Below are 16760 nucleotides of genomic sequence, written 5' to 3'. Positions count from 1 at the left end.
AACGGACCTGACCATCCCGTCAATGCACTGTACCTGAATAAGCCGCGTCGAAAATAGCAAAACAGCTGTTCATTTAGCGGTCCAGGCGCGGCAAACGCATCGGATGCGACACTCGACGCCGCACCGATCCGCGGCGCGCATCACTGCGGCATCCGGCGGGACATGCGCGAGAGGCCGCTGATCGTCGAGGTCAGTCCACCGCTTGCACGTTGGCCGCGCTCACCCACCAGGCGTTCTTGCCCTGCGGCAAGCGAACCAGAACCGCGGACGGATCGTCGACGCCGTCGTCGGCGATTTCGCACACCGCGAGGCCGTCGGGCAGACGCTTCACTTCGCCCGCGGCCTGGAACAGCGCGACGCGCTGCGCGTTCAGCGGCAGCAGTTGCGCACGCAGTTGCCGATACACGTCGAAGCTGATTGCCGCGGGCACATCGCCGCGAATTTGCAGCGCGTCGGCGCTGCCGCAGCGGGCGGGCTCCGCGGCAAGCGCGGCAGTGCCGGCGAACAGGCAACCGAATGCCAACGCCACGGCGGCAAGGCGTGAATGGGTCATGATGATTCTCCGGGAATAAGTTGTGGCAGCGGAGCGCGAAGCACGCGAGCCATCGGTTGCGTGAGATGCGGGCATGGGCAGCGAACGGCGCCGGAAAACACGCGCGAACGAACACCCACGACGATGCGGACGAAAGCGCCCGGCTTCATGGCGAGCGGTCGCGCGCGGCGTCCCGCCCATTGTCGCCGCCGGTCGCGACATCGAGCCGGCTGACGTCGCAAGAGGTTTGGCTGAAGCCCGAATAAACCACCGACCACTTGCCGACGATCGCGGCTTGCGCTTCCGCGAGGCTCAGTTTGCCTTCGCAGACGCAGCGCTTGAGCATCACCGCCGCGCGCGCCTTGCGGCGCTCACCCTCACGGCCCGCCCACGGCAGGAGATCGAGATTGGCGGGCGCGTCCGGCGAGCCGCCGAGGACAATGGGCACGCGTCTGTCGAGTGCGAAATCGGCGCCGTCGTCCGCATCGATACCTCGCGCGGCGAGCATGCGGTCCTTGTGCGCCATCATTGCGTCGAACGGCGGTGCGACCGTGTGCGCATAGCCGGGCCGGCAGATCGTCTCACCTACCGATTCCTGCGTGACCCGCTCGTCGAGCATGCCGGCGTCCTGCGCGCGGGCCGCGCCCACGTGCAAGGCGAGCACCGTGGTCAAGCCAAGCAGGAGCGCGACGCGCGTCTTGCGAACGGAATGGGCGGCTTCACGCCGGCGCGCGAGGGTGCGCGCAATCGCCCCGTTTGTGTTCGTCCTATTGATCGAGTCGCGGAACCGGTTGCCGCGACGTATGTCTGCAATGCCTGGGTTCATTCGTGCACGCGCCGGCAGCGGCGCGCAATAGTTCAATTCGCGGGGCAATTAAAACACATTCAATAGGCAGGCGTGGAAAAGGCCGCGCCTGCGGCGAGGCGCGCGGCACGCCGCCGCATGCCGCCGACGCCACCGCGCCCCCGGCCAGGCGCTACTTCGCCACACGCGCCTGCAACGCGCGAATCCGTCCGAGCGCCTGCGTGTCGGACACCGTCGCCTCGTACATGTTTGCGAGGTCGGCCTTGAGCGCGGTGCGAGAGCCGCCGTCGAGATAGATCATGTGCCCCGACGGATAAAACCGCGCCGACAGATTCTGCCGGACCTGCTGGCTGAGAAGCGGCATTTGCTGTAAATCGAGCACGGTCTGATAGAAAGGCGTGACGTAGTCGTAGAAGCCGTTCGCCGACAACACTTTCAGATCGGGGTTGAGCGCCATCACGGCGGCGAGGTCGCCGGCGGTGTAAAGAACGACGTTGCCCTTCGCGTCGACGCCCTTCTGTTCGCCGGTCGGATCGATGTGACCGAAGTCCCAGTACTGGAAGGCCTGATCGTTCAGGTCGGTGAACGACGAATTCGACGTGTATTTCAACTGCTCGTTCAGATACACGTTCCACATGGTCGTATAGACGCCGCTGACGGCCGTCATGGTCGGATCGTTGCCGCCGGAATTCGGGTCGACCTTGCCGGCAATGCCGGTGTCGATCGCGGTCACGCGGCCGTCGTATGCGCCGAGCGCGAGGCCTTGCGATTTCAGCAGCGTGGTGAGGAAAAGAGAATTGCCGCGGCTGTCGTACGACGTGATGTCGAGGCTCCAGGCCAGCAAGGTGGTTTTGTCGATGCCGGTGTATTCGCTCAGCTTTTCGACGATCGCCGAATCGGTGGTCGGAAATTTGCGCAAGGCCGCCAGATAATCGGTGCGCGCGAATTGCGCCACCTCTTCGGCGAACGCGCCGAGATTGGTCGGCCGCGGCGCGATGCCGAGCTTCTTGTGATACCACGCGTCCGCGGCGGCCGTGGGCAGCGTGCCGACGGGATTGCCGGATTGCGTGTAATCGAGGATCGACGATTGCAGCGTGATGCCGTTCAGGTCGACGCCGTCTTCGTGCAACCGGTAAGCCAGCACGCAACTGCGCGCCGTGCCGTAAGACTCGCCGAACAGATACTTCGGCGAATTCCAGCGGTTGTGTTTGGTGAGAAAACGCTTGATGAACTGCTTGATCGAGTCGGCGTCCTGGTCGACACCCCAAAAGTCGCGGTTCTTCTTCGGCGCGATCGCGGCCGAATAACCGGTGCCAACGGGGTTGATGAACACGAGGTCGCTCTTGTCGAGCAGGCTGTCGGGATTGTCCTCCATCGAGTACGGCGCGGGCGGCGTGAAGCCCGGCATCGACGTCCTGATGCGGCGCGGCGCGAACGATCCGAGCAGCACGAACACCGAGGACGAACCCGGCCCGCCGTTATAGAAGAAAGTCACCGGGCGGGTTTCTTCCTTCTGGTTGTCCTGCGTGAACGCAACGTGGAACATTCTGGCGACGGGCTGCGAGCTGCTCGGGTCGACGATCACCAGGTGCCCCGCCGTTGCCGTGTACTTGATCGTGTTGCCGCCGATGGTGACCGAATGGTGCGTGACAGCCGCGGTCTCGGCGGTTTCGGTGACGGCGTCGTCCGGCCCGTTACCGTAAGCGATCGGATCGAAGAATGGCTGGTCGCCGCTTTTACGCGGCACGCCGGCGGCCGCCGGCGTGCTCAGGCCAAGAGAATCGTGTGACGCATGCGGACTAACGGAAGCCGGCTCGGTATTCGTCATGATCGCTCCAAGGGTTCGTTCACGCTGGTGTCTCGTGTGCTGCTGACTATAGTGCGCCCGCCACCTTCTGACCATTGGGGCTGCCGAGTCCGGTGCAGGCATCCCACCCCTCTGACGCCGCGAAACTGCCGTTGTTGCCTTGCGTGATGTCGTTGCACACGTGCGGCGCCTTGTACAGCTTCGGGTTGATGAAACCGGCCGGCTCGCCCTTCGCCGCATTGATGCGCGCGATCAGCGCCGCCCACAGCGGCGCGACCGCGCTGGTGCCGCCGATCACGGTCTGCTCGCCGCCGATCAGCACCGTGTAGCCGGTGATGGGCGATGCGTCGCCGGCCACGTCGGGCACGCCGCGCCCGCCGAGGGCCGTCTTGCCGCCGCTCGACAAAGCGGCGGACAGGCCCTTTTGCCATGCCGGCACGGGGAAGGCCCGGCTCACACCGCCACCGCCCGCGCCCCCCTGCGCGCCGTCGTTCCACACCACCTCGCGCGAAATCGACGTGCCCGATGCGGTCAGACTCGTGCCGCCGCACGCCAGCACGTAGGGACTCGACGCGGGAAAGTCCACCTGATCGCCACCGCTCACGCCATCGCTCGAACCGCTATCGCCCGACGCCGCGCAAACCGTCACGCCGAGCGCCGCCGCCGTCTCCAGCACGCTATTGAACGCCTGCAGCGACTGGCTGGTCCAGCTCGATTCCGGCGCGCCCCAGCTAATCGAAATCACCGACGGCTTGTTGGCCGTGTCGTGCACCGCGCGGCTTAGTGCGTCGATGAAACCGGCGTCGCTGTTCGGCGTGAAATACACCGCGATCGTCGCGCCGGGCGCGATGGCGCCGACCACTTCGATGTCGAGCGTAACCTCGCCGTCCGGGCCGTTCGGGTCGCCGGTCGGCTCATTGCGGGCCTGGTCGACGCTGACCGGCTTCACCGTGGGCGACGCGACACCCAGGCTCGCGAAGTACGCATCGAGATCGCTGCGGGTGTATCCGCCGCCGAGTTCGAGGATGCCGACGCATTGCCCGCTGCCGTCGCCTTGCGGGAACTGGTAGAGCGCCGCGAGTTGCGGAGGGGTGAAGGAAACCTGATGCGCCTTCGCCGGCCTGAACGGCGGCCGGATGCGAAAGTGCGGCCGCGCCTGGGGCCGGTTGTCGAGCCCGAGCACCGCTTCAACGACGCCGTGCAGATCGTCCGGCACGTTGATCGGGCCGGTGCGGCCGCGGAACTCGCCGGCCGTGCGATGCTGGTAATGCTCGAGCTTGACTCCGAACGCGCCCTGAAACTGCGCGATCGTGCCGCTCAGCAAGACCGAACGCGCCGCCGGGTCCTCGCGCACCACCGTCAAGCCGTGCGCCGCGGCGAAGGCCTTGACCTTGGCGATGTCGTCGGGCGCGGCGCCGTAATCTTTTGCCAGTTCGTCGCGCGACAGCGGTTTCACGTTCGGGTCGCCCGCCTGGATTCTGCTCATCAACGCATCGAACTGCGCCTGCCGTTGACGGCGCAGCATGACGAAAACCTCGATTCGTTCCGCCGGATCGCATTGACCGACCACTTTCGAACCTTGTTCCACCGTTCGCTCGCTTCCCGGCAGCGGATGCTTTGTGACCATGTGTCGACTCTCCTGTTAGCGCGACGGCGCAGGCCGCAAGCTGAAGCCAGGGCACGGCGCGCATCTGCACAACCTCATCGCCTTACGAGCGCGACAGGTGCTGTTTTCAAGGACTTCGCCAAATCGTCCGACCCATGCATTCGACCACAGTTCCGGCGCGCGCGGCAGTTGTCCGAATGGCTAACGCCGCACTGTCTCAAGCGCGTCATGCACGGCACGCGCTATGATGCTGCAGCGGCAATCCAGCCGCTACATTGCCTGGCGCGCCGTGCGCGCACGATCAAAGAATCAGAGGAACCCCATGCCAATTTCGATGTATCAAGCATCACTGCCCGTACTGATTCGCGGCCTGACCAATCTGCAAGCCATCCTCGGCAAGGCGCAGGCGCATGCCGCCGCGAAGCAGATCGAGCCGTCGGTGTTCACGAACGCGCGGCTCGCGCCGGACATGCTGCCGCTGGTGCGCCAGATCTATATCGCGAGCGATACCGCGAAGGGATGCGCCGCGCGTCTAGCCGGCGTCGAAGCGCCGAAATTCGAAGACGTCGAACAGACCTTCGACGAACTGCACGCGCGCCTGCAAAAGACGATCGATTATCTGAAGGAGTTCAGCGCGGAGCAGATCGACGGCTCGGAAGAGCGCGCCATCACGCTGAAAATGCGCACCGGCCCGATCGAGTTCACGGGCCTGTCGTATCTGCTCGGTTTCGTGCTGCCCAACTTTTATTTTCACGTCACGACGGCGTACGACATTCTGCGTCACAACGGCGTCGAACTCGGCAAGCTCGACTACCTGGGCGGCATCAGGTAAACGAGCGCTGCAACGCTTCGATTGCGTGAGCGTTGCACGAAAGACGACGCGCGGCGCGTCGCCCAAAGCTTCAAACACGCGGCTGGAAGGCAATGATCGCCATGCCGGCCAGCGTGAAGGCAACGCCCGCCGCATCCCACGGCGTGGGGCGCAGTTTGTCGACGCACCATAGCCAAGCGATCGCCACCGCCACATACACACCGCCGTAAGCCGCATACACGCGGCCCGCGGCGGTGCCGTGCAGCGTCAGCAGCCAGGCGAACAGCGCGAGGCTGAGCGCGCCGGGCACCAGCAGCCAGATCGAGCCGCCCTGCTTCAGCCAGCGCCACGGCAAGTAGCAACCGACGATCTCGGCAAGGGCGGTCACGACATAAAGCACAAAAGTTTTCATCGACAGAGGGAAGCAAGGGGTTGTGTCGGTTGTGTCGCCGCCTGGTTGTACGCGGCGCGCTATCGGTTCTATTAACACAATCGCTTGGCGCACGGGCAACGCGCGTGCGACAGTCGGCGTTCCTGGTCTCTATCCCTATCCGTCATGAGCATCGCGTCACCCTGCATCGACATCTGCAAATTCGACAGCAAAACCGGCTTTTGCATCGGCTGTTTGCGCACGCGCGACGAATGCAAGAGCTGGAAGAAGATGAAAGACAAGCAGCGCCGGAGAATCGTCGAGGACCGCTCGCATCGCGAGCGCAAACTGGGCAAGTAGGCCGCTTGCGCGGCTGGCTATCCATCGCTAGACGCGTTGCGAAGCGGAGCTAAACGCGGCCGTGCGGGATCGCCACCGGACTGCCAACCAGCGCGGCGGCTCATCCCATCGCGTCAATCGAGCGAGAGCCGCAATGCAAAGCCGATCAGCGCTGCCGAGAACGTCCAGCGCTGCAAGGTTTGCGCAAGCGGATGAGCGCGCATCCAGCCGGCGATCCGCGCGGCGCCGATCGCGTACATCGCGTCGAAACATACGCCGATGGCGAGCAGCACCACACCCAGTTCGACCATCTGCAACGCCACCGGACCCGCCTCCGGGCGCACGAACTGCGGCAATAGCACCGAGCAGAACAGCAGCGCTTTCGGGTTCAGCAGATTGGTGAGCAAGCCTTTGACGAAAGCGGTCCGCAACGGACGCGAGCCGGCTCCCGCCTTGTTTCCGGCACCGATGCCCTCGGTGCCGTCCGCCGCGCCGCGCGCGTCATGTCCATCGGGCAACGCGAACACCGGCGAACGGAAAATCTGAATGCCGACCCACGCGAGATACACCGCGCCGCCATAACGCACGATGTCGTAGAGCCAGGGCGCGCCGCGCAACAGCGCCGCCGCCCCGCATGCCGAGAGCGTGACGTGGGTCGCACGCGCCACGCCGAGGCCGGCGGCTGCCGCGAAACCGTGGCGCATGCCGCGTCCGATACTGGTTTGCAGAATCAGCGCCATGTCGGGTCCGGGCACGGCATAGACGACGAACAGCGCAGCGATATAGACGGCCAGCAAGTGTGCGGAAATCAAGGAAGCCTCCGGTTTTCAATGGCTCTATGTTGCTATCGTCAGTGGAGGGTTTGCTGGCGAATTTCCGGTCTTCATGGTTACGATTTGGAGGAATACGCTAACATTCCGCCTTCTTTCCATGTTTTCCGCCAGCCCGCGGAGATCTCCCGAGCCATGACAACCGACCTCGATAAAACGGACCGCGCGATCCTCGCCGCGCTGCAGAAAGACGGCCGCATGTCGAACGCGCGGCTGGCCGAGATGGTCGGCCTCAGCGAAACGCCCTGCGCGCGTCGTCTCAAACGCCTCGAAAATGACGGCTATATCGACCACTACCGCGCGATGCCGTCGCGCTCCGCTCTCGGTTTCGGCGTGGTGGCGTTCGTCTATGTGCGCTTTGCCGTGCACGACCGCGCGGTGGCGACGCGCTTCGAGCGCGAGGTGCAGGCGATTTCGCGAATCCTGTCGTGCCACAACGTGTCGGGCAGCGCCGACTACATCCTGCAAGTGGTGGCGCGCGACCTCGACGACTACGGCACGTTCATGCGCGACGAGATGCGCAGCCTGCCGGGCGTGACGTCGGTGGAATCGGCGCTCTCGCTGCGCGAAGTGAAAGCCAACGGCGGCTTGCCGGTCGCCTGAACGCCAACGTGGCATAGTCACGCATTTGATTCGGCGCGAGCCGAGTGGACGAGTACGGAGATGTCATGGATCAACTGAATCAGGAACAGGCGCGAGCCGAGGAAACGGCCGCGATGGAGCGTGTATTGACCGCCACGCAACGGGTGCAGGCGGCCTTCGCGTCGCTGCAATCGCAGTTTCCGCCGGCGGGCAGCGGCAAGCCTTCGCAGTTCGCGCTGCAAACCTTCGACGCCGCGTTGCAGGAACTCGAAGACGCGCAGGCGGCGTTCGACGAAATGCTCGGCGATCTGCTCGACGGCAATCGTTGAGCGGCCGGCGCGCCCGATTTTGCTGAATCGCCGCTGCGCCGCTACTGCGGAATCACGCGGCCGATGCGTCGTTTGCTAGCGGCAGCGGCCGCATGCGGTTACGGGCGCTCGTTGCGCCGCACTCACAGATTCAACTGAATTCGCAGAGCCAGTGAAGCTTTCACCCGGCCCGCGTCTCGATCACCGGCTCGCAGGCAATCGGAAAGTTGACCGAGTTCGCGATATAGCACTTCTCGTGCGCCACGTGATGCAAGCGCTTCGCCAACTCCGCATCGCCGCCCGCGCGAATCACCACGCGCGGGCGCAAAACGATCTCTGAAAAACGTCCCTGCTCCGGGCTGTCGAGCATCGTTCCCTCTGCTTCGTCGCGATACTCGAGCACCACGATGCCGGCGTCCGCGCAAAGATGCAGGTACCAGAGCTTGTGGCAGGCGGAAGCCGAGGCGACCAGCAGATCCTCGGGGTTCCAGCGGCCGGCGTCGCCGAGAAACGCGGCATCCGACGAACCGGCAATGTCCGGCTTGTTCCCCGCGGCGATCACATGATCGCGGCCGTAATCGCGATATCCCGAGGTGCCGCTGCCGCGGTTGCCCGTCCACCGCACCGATACCTTGTATTTGTGCTCGCCGTATGCCATGCCGATCTCCTTGTCGTTTGAGCCCGTCCGAATGGGCGGGATTCGTATTTTAGGGCGCACCGTCGTTCACCCGCGCCGCGAACGTGGCTTTTCGAATGCCAGCGCCGCTGGTTTCTCATTGCCGCTGCTGCTGCCGCTGCTGCTCGCGGAGAACCGGAGCCCACGGCGTCGGCGAGCATGCCTTATCGCGTTGGCGGCACGCGTCCGGTCACGTTCGGCGCTCGCGGATCGGGATTCATGTTCAGGCTCGTGCCGTTTGCCCGCATGTTGTTGAGCAGCGGGCCCGAGCGTGCGCTGGCGGTGCCGCCAATCGCCGCGGCGTTGCCGGGCGTTCTCACGCCAGTCGTTGGAGATGGACCGGCTGCCGTCCCACGACTCGTTCCCGCAGCGCCGCCCACACTGTCGCCCCGGCCAGCCGACTCGCCGTTCAAACCGCCGCTGAGTTGCGTTGACTGCGCATAGGCCGATCCCGCAAAGGCGATCAAGAATGCGGATAGCACGAACCTGCCTGCGATGACTTTCATAGCCTGCTCCGTCACATTATCGAGTTGCCCGACGCCGCGCCCGCGTTGCGGACCGGTCAAAAAGTATGAGTGCGAGCGGCCCGCTTTGTTCACCACCCAGCCGTCAGGGCCCGCAACATCACGACAGGCAGTCGTACAAATGCTTACAAAGGAGCAAGCGTTGTGCGTGCACCGCGCGCCGCCGTGCGGCGTTATTGCTGGGAACCTACCCGCGGAGTCCGCAATGAACACGAACCTCACTTCCAGCAATCCGCAGCGCAGCCGCATTCACCCGTTGGTCGCCGGTGCGGCGGTTTGCGTGATCCTCGCGAGCGCCACCGGCATTGCCGCGATGACCGGCCTGTTGCCGACCTCGCGCGCCGTGACCGGGCCCACCGCGCCGGCCCCGGCAACCGTCGCGACGCAAGCCGCCAGCGCGCCGCTCGCGGCTCCGGTTCAGCAGACCGCGCAGCAAGCCGCCACCGCCCGCCCGCGCGTGCATCACACGCCGAGCGCCACCGCGACGGACGCACCGAGGTACGCGAACAATCAAGGGGCCCAGGCGGGTTACCAATCGCCGCCGGCGAAACCCGTTGCCGCGGACCCGTATGCGGGCGAAATCGTCGCCATCAACACGGTGCAAACGCCCGAACCCACGACGGGGCTGGGCGCGCTCGGCGGAGCGGTCGCGGGCGGCCTCGTCGGCAACCAGCTCGGCGGCGGACGCGGCAAGATCCTGACGACCATCGCGGGCGCGGCCGCCGGCGGTCTCGCCGGCAACGGCATCGAGCATGCGGTGCGCAAGCAGACCTCGTATCAGGTGCAGGTGCGCATGCAGGACGGCAGCTACCGCAACTTCAACTATGAGACGCAACCGTCCGTGCAAGTCGGCGAACGCGTGCACGTCTCCGGCGATTCGCTGACGGCTTCGTAACCTTCCTGCCCGTTGTCACGCCGGGCGGGCTTCGTAAAGGAATGGCGCTCCCGTGCGCGTTATGATCAACCGTTACGCCACAACGGCTGATCGCGCACGATGGAGCATGCCTACGTCCACTTTTTGCACCTGCTGTCCGGTCACCCGGAGTGGATGCTCACGGTTGTGTTCCTTGCGGCTTTTCTCGAAGCCGTTGCCGTCATCGGCACCTTCATTCCTGGCAGCACCGCGATGTTTCTCGCCGGTGCGCTGGCCGGCACCGGCTCGCTGAGTCTCGGCTGGGTGTTCGCCTGGGCGATCATCGGCGCCATCGCCGGGGACGGCATGAGCTTCTGGATCGGCAGCCGTTACCAGCAGCGGATCGTTCGGCTCTGGCCGTTCTCGCGGCATCCCGAAGTGCTGGAAGCAGGCTACCGCTTCTTCGACAGGCATGGCGCGAAGAGCGTCGTGCTCGCGCGCTTCATCGGCCCCTTGCGAGCGATCGTGCCGGTGGTGGCCGGCATGTTGCACATGACGCCGGCGCGCTTCTACGCGATGAACGTGCTATCGGCGCTGCTCTGGGCGCCCGCTCACATTCTGCCGGGCGTGGTGTTCGGCGCCTCGGTGCTGCTGGCGGGCGCCGTGTCGTTTCGCCTCGTCGTGATCATCGCGCTGCTCGCCGGCATTCTGTGGCTGAGCTTTCGCGCCGCGGCGTTCCTGCTCTCGCACGCCAATGCGTGGTCGAGCGCGGCCGGCCGCCATCTCGGCAGTTGGGCGTGCCGGCATCCGGGGCCGCTCGGCCGTCTCGCGCGAAAAATGCTCGATCCCGCGCAGCCGGACGCCAGCAGCGTCGTCGTGACGTCGCTGTTCGTGCTGGCCTGCGGGGCGCTCTTTTTCGGGGTGCTCGAAGACGTCGTGAGCGGCGATCCGCTGACGCGCGTCGATCTATCCGTCTATCACTTTCTGCAATCGGTGCGCACGCCCTGGGGCGATACGGTCCTCGCGGGGCTGGCCACGCTCGGCAGCGTCGCCACGCTGACGGCGCTGGTCGTGACGGTCGCCGTGTGGATGCTGTGGGAACGGCGTTGGCGCGCGATCGGCTACTGGCTGGCGGCGGTCGTGTTTTCGCAATTGCTGATCTTCGCGATGCAGTTCGCGATGCACCGCGCGCCGCCCGATCAACTCATGTCGGGCAGCTACGTGTTTCCGAGCGATCACGTCGCCGCGGCCGTCGTCGTGTACGGTTTTCTCGCGTTTCTGCTGGCGCGCCGGGTCGGCATGGTCGAGAGTCTGCTGGTGGCGGCGGCGAGCATGGCCGTGGTGATCGTGGTCGCGCTGGCCGGCCTCTACTTCGGCAGATTCTGGGTCTCCGATGCGATTGGCGGCGCGGCGCTCGCCTATGTCTGGGTGGCGATCGTCGCATTGACGGCGATGCTGCGGCATCCGCAAACACCGCCGCAGCGCAGGTTTATGCCCGCCGTGGTGCTGGTGGTGATACTCGCGAGCGTGGGCGTGCAATTGCGCATGAGGCCGCCCGCGCCGCCGCCGGACCGCGCGCCGCGCCCGCAGCCCGTGCTGATCACGCAATCGCAATGGACAGCGTCCGTGTGGGAACGGCTGCCGTGTTATCGCTCGGACATGGGGGGCGACCGCAAGGAGCCGCTCACGCTGCAATGGGCGTCGAGTATCGATTCGATCAAGGGACATCTGCGCGCGCAGGGATGGGTCGAGGGCACGGACCTGTCCGCGCGCAGCCTGCTCTCGCTCGCCTCGCCGAACGTCGCGGCGGTGTCGCTGCCGGTGTTGCCGAAGCTCAACGACGGCGTGCCTTCGGCGCTCGTCTTCATGCGTCCCGGCGACACGCGCGACGAACGCGATGTGTTGCGTTTCTGGCCGAGCGGGTATGCGGTGGAGAACGGCACGTCCGCGACGCCGCTGTGGGTCGGCGCTTTCGTGCGCGAACGGCTTTCCCGGCCGTCGTGGCCGCTCAACATTCTGCGGGTCGAGAAACGGGCGGCGTCGTTCCAGGCGCGCGATGCCGCCGATGCCGGTCTCGGCGCGGCGCTTGTTGCGACGGTGACTTGTCATGGCGTGCCGGTGGCGCTGCTTGCTTCGCCGGTAGAGTGAGCGGGTCATAAAATCGAGCGCGGGGACGAGTGGGTGCCCTCGTTGTATCGATTGCGGAAATCGCCATGCGATCAGGTAGTTGGAGGGCATGGCCAGGAGTTGTCCACAAGGATATGAACAATTTCTGTGGGTAACTCTCGACGCCGATAGCCCAGCGGGCAATCCGCGAGACCTTGCAGATCGACTCGACTCCTCACGCTCGGCGCATCAGCTTCTTCACCCAATCCAGGGCGTTCAGCCCGATTTTTCAGATGCCGTGATTTTTCTCTTGCGCTGTCCCTTGGGGCCGGCTTTAGAGTCGGCGTATCGGAAACAAATTAAAGGCGGCCCATGAACACCATTCCTGGCACGCTGGCCATTTTGTTGTGATTTTAAACAATGGAGTTTACGACATGAAACTAACGAACCTTGGCAAAAGCGCTCTCAGATCTAAACCGAGTTCTGAAGAGTAACGGGATGGCACGTTCGAATTCGATAAAGCGCGGATAAAATATACCTATCCAGTCTGCAAGACGTAAAGAAAGCCGTCAGTCTGAAAAATTTTCTTTAGAGTGACAGTTTTAATTTACCCAACTTCAAGCGAAAAGGATTAAATCATGAAAAGCACTCCGGATGCACTGTGGACTCTTTCACGAGATGAACTCTCAATGGCGCTGGAGCCGCATTACTTGAACATGCGCGAATTGCTGTCTGATTCAGAAAGAAAGCAAATCACGTTTAACCAGGCAGTGGACAGCGCATATGATCGGCTACGACATGCAGCCGCGCGTAATTTTACCTTCACGCAGGCCTCAGCCCTCGTTAGGAATGACCTCTCGCCATGTGCATTCGCCGTCGCAGTGGTGGTTGCCGACAGCTTTATTATCCTTTTCCAGTTCTGCGGAATCAACCAGGCACAGGCTCGCGCCGCCACCAGAGCGCTGTTGCAAGAGTTGGGAGAGGAGACTCTGCGTGGGCTAAGAGCAAATATCCATGACATTGTGAATGCAACGTCGTCTTACCAGCAAGCAGTTGAAATCTGGAAACTGCTTTCGTCCGTATCTAATGCGATCGGAATTAGCTCTATCGTGACTGCTCTGACTCGCGCCATGCATTGGTATGACTGGACAATCTCAGCGATTATTATTGCGGCACAGTTGACGGCCTGGTTCGCTAGTGACGGCGCCGCCCTTATAGCTGAATTGGCTCTGGAAAGCGTTTACGTCGGGCAACTGGTAGCGGATGCCATTACCGCAGCGGAACAATGCGGCTAGCCTGCCGCTTATTCGCACTGCTGTTAGCCCGCATACCGGTCTCGAGTATGAGCGAATGCGCGACGGGAAAAATAAGCTGGCTATTTCGTGCGCGATTAAAAACGTCAACGCGTCTGCGCTTTTGACCGTGATTGCTGAGCAGAGGCGAGGACAAACTCATTCCGATCGACATCGGGCGACACCAGACTCATCGTGAGAGCCTCGTAACCCGGCGACCCCGGCTGAGGCAACACGCAAATGGGCGAGCTATGGTTGGACGGGCAAAAAATAATCTTCTCATTCGGCCCAACCGCCGCAAGATCAACGATCACCGACGAACACGTGACGAGGAATAAACACGGCCCCCCGCCCTTCGTTAGCGCCAGAAAATGGCGGCGCAACGCCCGTTGAGTGGGCAAATCCAGATCATTCTCCACATCGTCGATGAATAGGGGATCGTATCGTGCTTCTATCGCGCGCTCGATACTGTCTATTCGACTCCGAAGGGCTTCCGATTCCGTGGCACCGTCGGCAATAAGGTTCGCTACGATCGTATCAACGCGCGATTCAATAGGCTGGCAGATCGCCGACGGCTCCGGACTCGAGTCGTCATAGCGACAATGCATTGCATGCGAGGCATCTATGAAACAGGCGCGTCCAGATATGCTTAAAAACAATCGACGCGCCAGTTGCGTTTTACCGCTCTCCAGCGAGCCTGTGATGTAATTCAACAACTGAATATCCCGCAGTTCGAACCGTTCTCCCTTCCAGGGGCGCGGCAAATTGATGATCGCAGCGTTGGCTGACTGGCTGGTTTTATCCTGAACCCGCCATGAAGTCGGAGCGTCCGAATAAAAATCGAGTGAAGCGAGAGTCTCGTCCATGCGATTGAAAACCCGGCTTATTTGTTTCTCGAGCTTTTCTTTATGTTGCGCATAGATCGACGAGAGATCTTTATATAGTGCAGCGATTGGCGTGTCATCCGGGATTCTATTTGCCGATTCAAGCCGCTCAAAGACCGAGAAATACGATTTAACGCTGTCAAGCGAAAAACCGATTGACTGAAGGTGCCAGGTTTCGAATGCGCGCAGAAGATCGTCTTCCGTATAGACACGATATCCGGACGCGTTCCGGCCGGGATGCACGAGCCCATGGTCCTCCCACACGCGCAAAGCTTTACGGGTCACCCCTAGCAGCTTGACGACATCCGATACGCTAAAGCATACGCCCACGAATTCCTCCAATGCTCGGTTAGAGCGTTGAGTGTCGGGGCGACCCCAGGGGACAAGTCAAGGATCGCTCGCGTTACAGCGTGTGGATTCGCGCAGTCACCAAACCGCCACCTTTTGACGGCGCACGTCCCAAGCAACTCGCCATCGAAGGCGTAACAGGCTCTCGGCCTTGTCAGAGGGAAGGCTCCCGCGCACGGTATCCGCATCCATTGCAAGTCACACACAACTGTCGTCGTTCCCACACTCGCAAAAACATCGTTTGACAAACTATCTTTAGATATATATCGTACGACACATCTTAAGACACAAAACGGAGTATCCCAAGATGCGTCATCACCGCCGTTTTTCGCGTTGGCCAGGCGCCGACGACTCTTTCCCTGCCGGGCATGGCCGCCCTTCACTCCACGCGCTCTGGCATGCGTTCGCGCGTCATGACGGCGAGCGCCCCGGCTTCTACGACGGCGAGCGCCAAAACCGCCACGGCCACGACCGCTTCTCGCTGCACGCGCTGTGGCACGCGATCGGCCGTCATCACGACCATCGCGGCGGCGGGCGCGGTGGGCGTTTCGGCGGCGGTCCCGGCGGCTTCGGCGGCGATGGCGACGGTTTTCCGCGCGGCCGCAAATTCAGCTCCGAGGATCTGCAACTGCTGCTGCTGTCGATGATCGACGCACAGCCGAGCCACGGCTACGAGCTGATCAAGGCGCTCGAAACGCGCTCGAACGGCTTCTATAGCCCGAGCCCCGGCATGGTTTATCCGGCGCTCACGTATCTGGAAGAGCTCGGCTACGTGACCGTGCAACTCGAAGGCAACCGCAAGCGTTACGAATTATCGGAAACGGGCCGCGAATATCTGAACGCCAATCGCGACCGCGTCGAGTTGATGCTGGCGAAGCTGAACCATATCGCCCGCAAGATGGATTCCGTGCGCCGCGCGTTTGCCGGCGAGGAACCGGCCGACATCAGCGAAGGCGGCTGGCTGCCCGAGCTGAACGAAGCGCGCCGCGCGCTGAAGCATGCGCTGCTACGCCGCGATAACGCACCGGCTGCCGAGCAACGCCGCATCGCCGCGATCCTGATGCGCGCGGCGAAGGAAATCGAAAACGAAAGTGAAGGCAAGCCTGCGGCGTGATCGCGCGCCGTCCCGAGCTTGGCCCTGGCGCACCGTTGCGCGCCTGGCTGCGCGACGCGCGCGCCCGCGCGTCAACCGAACCAACAGGAGTGGCATCCCTATGCTGATAAACGACAAACAAGCCGACAACCACGTCGACAAACAAGCCGACAGACCCGATCTGGCAGTGCATCGCGTGCGGCATCCGCTGAAGTTCCGGCTGCTGCAAGTCAAGAAGGTGCATGCGCTGACCCCGCACCTGATCCGCGTCACCTTCACGGGCGAGGATCTGCACGACTTCGTGTCCGCGTCGTTCGACGACCACATCAAGGTGTTCTTCCCCGAACCCGGCGCGGACCAACCCGCGCTGCCGGAAGCCGGCCCCGAGGGTCCGGTGTTTCCCGCCGGCCGGCCGCGTCCGACGGCACGCGACTTCACGCCGCGCCGCTTCGACCGCGAGGCGCGCGAGCTCGACATCGAATTCGCGTTGCACGAGGCCGGTCCCGCCGCGGCATGGGCCGCGCAAGCCAAGGTCGGCCAGTATCTCGGCGTGGGCGGGCCGCGCGGCTCGCTCGTGATCCCGACCGCGTTCGACTGGCATCTGCTGATCGGCGACGACACCGCGCTGCCGGCGATCGCCCGCCGTCTCGAGGAACTGCCGGCCGGCGCGCGCGCCACCGCGGTGATCGAGGTAGCCGACCCGTCGGCGCATATCGAGTTCACGACGCGGGCCGAACTGCACCTCGTCTGGTGCTATCGCGGCGAAGCGGCCTATCGCGGCGAAGCCTTGCTGCAAGCCGTCCGCGACACGTATTTGCCCGAGGACGGCGAAGGCTATGTCTGGGCCGCCGGCGAATCCGCGACGATGCGCGCGGTGCGCTACCACCTCTGCACCGAACGTGGCGTCGACAAGTCGCGCATTCGCGCGGCGAGCTACTGGAAACAGGGCGCCGCAGCGGTGCATGAGACGCTCGACGATTGAGCGTTCCCGATC

At 63.6% G+C, this 16760-nt stretch carries 17 protein-coding genes; 9 read left to right on the top strand and 8 right to left on the bottom strand.

What is annotated here, in order from left to right; translation table 11 throughout:
• Window positions 1–190: 190 nt before the first annotated feature.
• The 4 genes from CUJ90_RS28450 to CUJ90_RS28435 form a co-directional block, all read right to left on the bottom strand.
• Complete coding sequence (locus CUJ90_RS28450; protein WP_114164358.1) at window positions 191–553, bottom strand: hypothetical protein; 363 nt, start codon at window positions 551–553, stop codon at window positions 191–193.
• 145 nt (window positions 554–698) lie between these two features.
• Window positions 699–1358, bottom strand: coding sequence for a hypothetical protein (locus CUJ90_RS28445; RefSeq protein WP_114164357.1), 660 nt, complete (start codon window positions 1356–1358; stop codon window positions 699–701).
• Window positions 1359–1509: 151 nt separating this feature from the next.
• Window positions 1510–3165: a S10 family peptidase gene (locus CUJ90_RS28440; protein ID WP_114164356.1), complete on the bottom strand. Its 1656-nt coding sequence runs from the start codon at window positions 3163–3165 to the stop codon at window positions 1510–1512.
• Window positions 3166–3211: 46 nt separating this feature from the next.
• Complete coding sequence (locus CUJ90_RS28435) at window positions 3212–4771, bottom strand: S53 family peptidase (protein ID WP_114164355.1); 1560 nt, start codon at window positions 4769–4771, stop codon at window positions 3212–3214.
• A 301-nt stretch (window positions 4772–5072) separates the two neighbouring features.
• Here CUJ90_RS28435 and CUJ90_RS28430 point away from each other — a divergent pair, with 301 nt between their 5' ends.
• The gene (locus CUJ90_RS28430) at window positions 5073–5582 is read left to right on the top strand and encodes a DUF1993 domain-containing protein (protein WP_114164721.1); all 510 of its coding nucleotides are present in this window, start codon (window positions 5073–5075) and stop codon (window positions 5580–5582) included.
• Between the two features lie 70 nt (window positions 5583–5652).
• Here CUJ90_RS28430 and CUJ90_RS28425 read toward each other — a convergent pair whose 3' ends face one another.
• A complete protein-coding gene (locus CUJ90_RS28425; RefSeq protein WP_073429257.1) occupies window positions 5653–5973 on the bottom strand; it encodes a YnfA family protein in 321 nt (106 codons plus the stop codon).
• A 144-nt stretch (window positions 5974–6117) separates the two neighbouring features.
• Here CUJ90_RS28425 and CUJ90_RS28420 point away from each other — a divergent pair, with 144 nt between their 5' ends.
• Window positions 6118–6291 (top strand): DUF1289 domain-containing protein, encoded by a 174-nt coding sequence (locus CUJ90_RS28420; protein WP_073429258.1) that lies wholly within the window; start codon window positions 6118–6120, stop codon window positions 6289–6291.
• Between the two features lie 113 nt (window positions 6292–6404).
• On the opposite strand, the gene CUJ90_RS28415 is transcribed toward CUJ90_RS28420, so the two are convergent.
• Entirely contained in the window at window positions 6405–7082 is a 678-nt protein-coding gene (locus tag CUJ90_RS28415) for a LysE family translocator (RefSeq protein ID WP_114164354.1), read from the bottom strand.
• Window positions 7083–7235: 153 nt separating this feature from the next.
• On the opposite strand from CUJ90_RS28415, the gene CUJ90_RS28410 reads away from it, so the two are divergent.
• Window positions 7236–7703, top strand: a complete 468-nt coding sequence (locus CUJ90_RS28410; protein ID WP_114164353.1) for an Lrp/AsnC family transcriptional regulator — start codon at window positions 7236–7238, stop codon at window positions 7701–7703.
• A 74-nt stretch (window positions 7704–7777) separates the two neighbouring features.
• A complete protein-coding gene (locus CUJ90_RS28405; protein WP_083082911.1) occupies window positions 7778–8011 on the top strand; it encodes a hypothetical protein in 234 nt (77 codons plus the stop codon).
• A 160-nt stretch (window positions 8012–8171) separates the two neighbouring features.
• Here the strand turns inward: CUJ90_RS28405 and CUJ90_RS28400 are convergent, their stop codons facing one another.
• Entirely contained in the window at window positions 8172–8648 is a 477-nt protein-coding gene (locus CUJ90_RS28400; RefSeq protein WP_073429262.1) for an OsmC family protein, read from the bottom strand.
• A gap of 747 nt (window positions 8649–9395) precedes the next feature.
• Here CUJ90_RS28400 and CUJ90_RS28390 point away from each other — a divergent pair.
• The 3 genes from CUJ90_RS28390 to CUJ90_RS28380 all read left to right on the top strand — a co-directional run bounded on the left by CUJ90_RS28390 (window position 9396) and on the right by CUJ90_RS28380 (window position 13444).
• The gene (locus CUJ90_RS28390) at window positions 9396–10085 is read left to right on the top strand and encodes a glycine zipper 2TM domain-containing protein (RefSeq protein ID WP_114164351.1); all 690 of its coding nucleotides are present in this window, start codon (window positions 9396–9398) and stop codon (window positions 10083–10085) included.
• A gap of 99 nt (window positions 10086–10184) precedes the next feature.
• Complete coding sequence (locus tag CUJ90_RS28385; RefSeq protein WP_114164350.1) at window positions 10185–12191, top strand: bifunctional DedA family/phosphatase PAP2 family protein; 2007 nt, start codon at window positions 10185–10187, stop codon at window positions 12189–12191.
• Window positions 12192–12787: 596 nt separating this feature from the next.
• Window positions 12788–13444: a hypothetical protein gene (locus CUJ90_RS28380; RefSeq protein ID WP_244220053.1), complete on the top strand. Its 657-nt coding sequence runs from the start codon at window positions 12788–12790 to the stop codon at window positions 13442–13444.
• Window positions 13445–13548: 104 nt separating this feature from the next.
• Here CUJ90_RS28380 and CUJ90_RS28375 read toward each other — a convergent pair whose 3' ends face one another.
• Complete coding sequence (locus CUJ90_RS28375; protein ID WP_161553729.1) at window positions 13549–14655, bottom strand: MerR family transcriptional regulator; 1107 nt, start codon at window positions 14653–14655, stop codon at window positions 13549–13551.
• 325 nt (window positions 14656–14980) lie between these two features.
• Between CUJ90_RS28375 and CUJ90_RS28370 the strand changes: the two genes are divergently transcribed.
• Together CUJ90_RS28370 and CUJ90_RS28365 are read left to right on the top strand one after the other, a co-directional pair.
• The gene (locus CUJ90_RS28370) at window positions 14981–15787 is read left to right on the top strand and encodes a PadR family transcriptional regulator (protein WP_114164348.1); all 807 of its coding nucleotides are present in this window, start codon (window positions 14981–14983) and stop codon (window positions 15785–15787) included.
• A 100-nt stretch (window positions 15788–15887) separates the two neighbouring features.
• A complete protein-coding gene (locus CUJ90_RS28365) occupies window positions 15888–16748 on the top strand; it encodes a siderophore-interacting protein (RefSeq protein ID WP_114164347.1) in 861 nt (286 codons plus the stop codon).
• Window positions 16749–16760: the final 12 nt, after the last annotated feature.

The sequence above is a fragment of the Paraburkholderia terricola genome (genome assembly GCF_003330825.1).
Lineage (GTDB): Bacteria > Pseudomonadota > Gammaproteobacteria > Burkholderiales > Burkholderiaceae > Paraburkholderia > Paraburkholderia terricola.
The sequence above is the reverse complement of the archived record's forward strand: the minus strand, read 5'-3'. Positions and strand labels throughout refer to the sequence as shown.

Coding starts and splice junctions, on each gene's coding strand:
- CUJ90_RS28445 (WP_114164357.1), bottom strand. CDS start 1,358: ATGAACCCAGGCATTGCAGACATACGTCGCGGCAACCGGTTCCGCGAC.
- CUJ90_RS28450 (WP_114164358.1), bottom strand. CDS start 553: ATGACCCATTCACGCCTTGCCGCCGTGGCGTTGGCATTCGGTTGCCTG.
- CUJ90_RS28440 (WP_114164356.1), bottom strand. CDS start 3,165: ATGACGAATACCGAGCCGGCTTCCGTTAGTCCGCATGCGTCACACGAT.
- CUJ90_RS28380 (WP_244220053.1), top strand. CDS start 12,788: ATGAAAAGCACTCCGGATGCACTGTGGACTCTTTCACGAGATGAACTC.
- CUJ90_RS28430 (WP_114164721.1), top strand. CDS start 5,073: ATGCCAATTTCGATGTATCAAGCATCACTGCCCGTACTGATTCGCGGC.
- CUJ90_RS28435 (WP_114164355.1), bottom strand. CDS start 4,771: ATGGTCACAAAGCATCCGCTGCCGGGAAGCGAGCGAACGGTGGAACAA.
- CUJ90_RS28410 (WP_114164353.1), top strand. CDS start 7,236: ATGACAACCGACCTCGATAAAACGGACCGCGCGATCCTCGCCGCGCTG.
- CUJ90_RS28385 (WP_114164350.1), top strand. CDS start 10,185: ATGGAGCATGCCTACGTCCACTTTTTGCACCTGCTGTCCGGTCACCCG.
- CUJ90_RS28365 (WP_114164347.1), top strand. CDS start 15,888: ATGCTGATAAACGACAAACAAGCCGACAACCACGTCGACAAACAAGCC.
- CUJ90_RS28370 (WP_114164348.1), top strand. CDS start 14,981: ATGCGTCATCACCGCCGTTTTTCGCGTTGGCCAGGCGCCGACGACTCT.
- CUJ90_RS28420 (WP_073429258.1), top strand. CDS start 6,118: ATGAGCATCGCGTCACCCTGCATCGACATCTGCAAATTCGACAGCAAA.
- CUJ90_RS28390 (WP_114164351.1), top strand. CDS start 9,396: ATGAACACGAACCTCACTTCCAGCAATCCGCAGCGCAGCCGCATTCAC.
- CUJ90_RS28400 (WP_073429262.1), bottom strand. CDS start 8,648: ATGGCATACGGCGAGCACAAATACAAGGTATCGGTGCGGTGGACGGGC.
- CUJ90_RS28425 (WP_073429257.1), bottom strand. CDS start 5,973: ATGAAAACTTTTGTGCTTTATGTCGTGACCGCCCTTGCCGAGATCGTC.